This is a genomic window from Moorena sp. SIO4A1 (assembly GCF_010672065.1).
Classification (GTDB): Bacteria; Cyanobacteriota; Cyanobacteriia; order Cyanobacteriales; family Coleofasciculaceae; genus Moorena.
The window spans coordinates 1-3,020 of the sequence record NZ_JAAHHX010000214.1; the positions used below are offsets into that span (position 1 = coordinate 1).

Sequence of the window (3,020 nt, forward strand, 5' to 3'; positions counted from 1 at the left end):
TTCACGTTTATATTTTGCTAGTACGGTGAAATTCCGGCAAGAAAGAGACGGGGTATATCCTACGACTATGGTACAGGCAAGTAACGCAGCAAAAAGTAGTGATTTATTGCCCTGATTTGTTTGGTACAACCACTCCGAAAGCTAGTTAAATTAAAAGTAAATCCACAGGTTGACTTTTTGAGTTAATCCGTTCGCGTAGCGTGGCCATAGGCCAGGGATGTAGGGCAGTTTTGAATCTGTCAAACGATATGGTCTGAATTACCTTTCTAGATCGTATTGTAAGCATCACGTTCGCGAAGCGAGTCCAAAGGACTCAGCGCGGTTTCAACCCGCGTAGTGATATCAGCTTAGAATCCACGCGGTTTCAACCCGTGGAGAATTCAAGTTCATGTAGCCACCGTCTACGACTAGGTCAACCGCCGTCATATAAGAAGACTCGTTGCTAGCCAGAAAAACGACCGCTTGGGCAATTTCCTCCGGTTTTCCTTCTCGTTCGCGTAGCGTGGCCCAAAGGCCATGGAGCGGCGCAGCTTCCTTGACAGCTTCGATGAAGCCTTCAAACGCGCCATCCGGCAGGCCGAGTTTGCTCTCAAAGTTTGTGCGAACGATACCAGGGCTGACAGCATTGACGCGAATTTGGCGGGGAGCCAGTTCAGCAGCTAGGGAACGGGCAAAGGAGCGAACAGCGGCTTTGGTGGCAAAGTAAAGGCTGCCCATCGGCACTCCTTTCTCGTTTACCGCTGACGCATTCAAAATAATGCTGGCTCCTTCATTCAACAAGCCGACTAATTTCTGAACTTTGACATACTCACCGCCGAAGGAAGAACGGTGATTCTTGACAGATCATCGAGCTGTGCTGCCGTTCGCGTAGCGTGACCTACGGTCTCAGCAGTCTTACCATCTCTCCTTGCCCGTTTATGGTCGTGCCGATGCCCCATGCCGACCTTTTCTATATTTTTTGCAGCGTTGACGTCTCTGTCTTGTTCAGTACCGCAGCTCAAGCAAAGCACAGAACGTATAGACAAATCAAGCTTTCCCCATTTGAAGCCACAATCCGAACAAACCTGACTGGTGGGTTCCCAGCGGCTAATAACCCTGAAGTCCCTTCCGTACTTGTCGGATTTGGCCTTACAAAGAGTTCTAAATTCAGCCCATCCTTGCTGACTTATGGCTAAGCGCTAACTTGCGATTTTTGATCATTCCTGATACATTCAGATCTTCTAGGACTATTACTTGGTTCTCGACAACAGTCTTGGTTGATAGTTTATGCAGGAAATCTTTTCTTTTATTAGCTATATTGTTATTTATCTTGGCTATTCGTCGCCTAGTCACTTCTCTGCGATTTGACCCTTTAGGTTGCTTGGCGAATTTCTTTTGAGCTTTTCTTAATTTGCGATCGCGTAGCGTGAGCTTTGCTCAATCCAGCCTTGAGTAGTCAGGGCTATGTACTTCGCTCCCGTCACTCATTACAGCAAATGTCTTGATACCCAAGTCAATCCCAATACTTTGATTCTTGACATCGATATGAATAGGCTCAATATCTACAACAAAGCTTAAAAAATAATTATGGGCACAATCTTTGATAATAGTTACAGAGCTTGGGTCTGACGGTAGTTCTCTAGACCATATAGGTTTAACTACTCCAATCTTGGCTAAATAAACCCCATCACCTTGAATAGAGAATCCTCTCTGAGTTAATCTAGCTGACTGTTTATTGGTTCTCTTTTTGAACCTTGGCGGCCTAACTTTTCGGCCTTTTCTCCTCCCATTACAGGAATCGAAAAAGTTTTTATAAGCAGTTCCTAGATCAGCTACAGACTGCTGCAATGGAACTACAGAAACCTCAGATAACCACTTTCTTTCTTCGGTCTTTTTGGCCTGAGTAATAACCAACTTCTGCAATTCCCCTGACTTAGGAGTTTTCTGAGATTTTTTGCAAATAGCCAGGGCATCGTTCCACACAACGCGAACACAACCGAACAACCTGGCGAGGTCGCTCTTTTGTTGGTCAGTGGGATAAAAACGATACTGGTATCTGGCTTTCAATTGCTTTTAATAGATTGGTCTCTACTATGATTATATTGTAGTCTACAGGATTTGGCAATGGGATTCCGAAAAGAAAGACACAGTATTACAAATTTACAGATGCACCTGATATGTGTAACCAAGTATCGTCAAAAAATATTGACCTTGACAAGCCTTAGGTCTATCGAAAACTCGTTCAGAGAGGTGGCCAAAAAGATGAATTTTGAAATTAGAGAGTTTAATGGAGAGGCTGACCATGTACACATTCTGATTGAGCTTTGCTCACGCTACGCGAAAGAATACCCTCCAAAATTATCAATTTCTCAGATAGTTAACAGTCTCAAAGGATTGTCTAGTCGGAGATACGGAGAGAATGGCTATCCAAAACCTAATGGGAAAACGGCATTGTGGAGTTCTAGCTATTTTGCGGCTTCTGTGGGAGGAGCTTCTATTGAGGTACTAAAAGAGTACATAAATAATCAGAAAAAGCCGTCCTAGAAGGACGGGGCTTCGGCAAAGCCGACGCTACGCGAACAGACCCAAATTTTTTGGTTAAAAAGACTCCTTTAACATTGATGTCGAATTGGTTATCGTAGAAAGCTTCATCCACCTGTTCGATCGGAGCAAAGTAACCAATCCCAGCATTAGCAAATAGGATATCGAGCTTGCCAAAGGTGGCTTCTACTTGGGCAGCCAGATGATCTAGATCCGCAAGCGATGGCCAAAAGGCCACGCTACGCGAACGCACATCAGCTTTAACAGGGATAGCATTTTCCCCCAAAGCATCTGCTGCTGCATTCAGTCGCGTTTCTTTTTGTCCGGTAATAATCACCCGTGCCCCTTGGGCGATAAACTGCTTTGCGGTTTCAAAGCCAATTCCGGTAGAGCCACCAGTGATTACTGCAGTCTTATTTGCTAAGCGTGTCATAGTAATACCTCAAATCAAATATCAAAACATTGACCATTCGGTATAAGTTAGGCCAAAAAAAATTAGA

The 3,020-nt window shown here is 44.4% G+C and carries 5 protein-coding genes and 1 pseudogene; 1 reads left to right on the top strand and 5 read right to left on the bottom strand.

Going from position 1 to position 3,020, the window contains the following annotated elements:
- Positions 1-342 precede the first annotated feature (342 nt).
- From F6K53_RS36330 to F6K53_RS46225, 4 genes and pseudogenes are all read right to left on the bottom strand, one after another.
- The gene (locus F6K53_RS36330; protein WP_366511398.1) at positions 343-780 is read right to left on the bottom strand and encodes an SDR family oxidoreductase; all 438 of its coding nucleotides are present in this window, start codon (positions 778-780) and stop codon (positions 343-345) included.
- 5 nt (positions 781-785) lie between these two features.
- Positions 786-1,169 (bottom strand): transposase, encoded by a 384-nt coding sequence (locus tag F6K53_RS46215; protein WP_366511400.1) that lies wholly within the window; start codon positions 1,167-1,169, stop codon positions 786-788.
- Positions 1,147-1,341, bottom strand: a pseudogene (locus F6K53_RS46220) (transposase); the annotation flags it as partial. The gene F6K53_RS46215 and the pseudogene F6K53_RS46220, both read right to left, overlap by 23 nt.
- Positions 1,342-1,416: 75 nt before the next feature.
- Positions 1,417-2,046, bottom strand: coding sequence for a transposase (locus F6K53_RS46225; RefSeq protein ID WP_366511399.1), 630 nt, complete (start codon positions 2,044-2,046; stop codon positions 1,417-1,419).
- 51 nt (positions 2,047-2,097) lie between these two features.
- On the opposite strand from F6K53_RS46225, the gene tnpA reads away from it, so the two are divergent.
- Complete coding sequence (gene tnpA, locus F6K53_RS36340) at positions 2,098-2,523, top strand: IS200/IS605 family transposase (RefSeq protein ID WP_293052359.1); 426 nt, start codon at positions 2,098-2,100, stop codon at positions 2,521-2,523.
- Here tnpA and F6K53_RS36345 read toward each other — a convergent pair.
- Positions 2,474-2,953, bottom strand: a complete 480-nt coding sequence (locus tag F6K53_RS36345) for an SDR family NAD(P)-dependent oxidoreductase (RefSeq protein WP_293084298.1) — start codon at positions 2,951-2,953, stop codon at positions 2,474-2,476. The two genes, tnpA and F6K53_RS36345, sit on opposite strands and share 50 nt — an antisense overlap.
- Between the last annotated feature and the right edge of the window lie 67 nt (positions 2,954-3,020).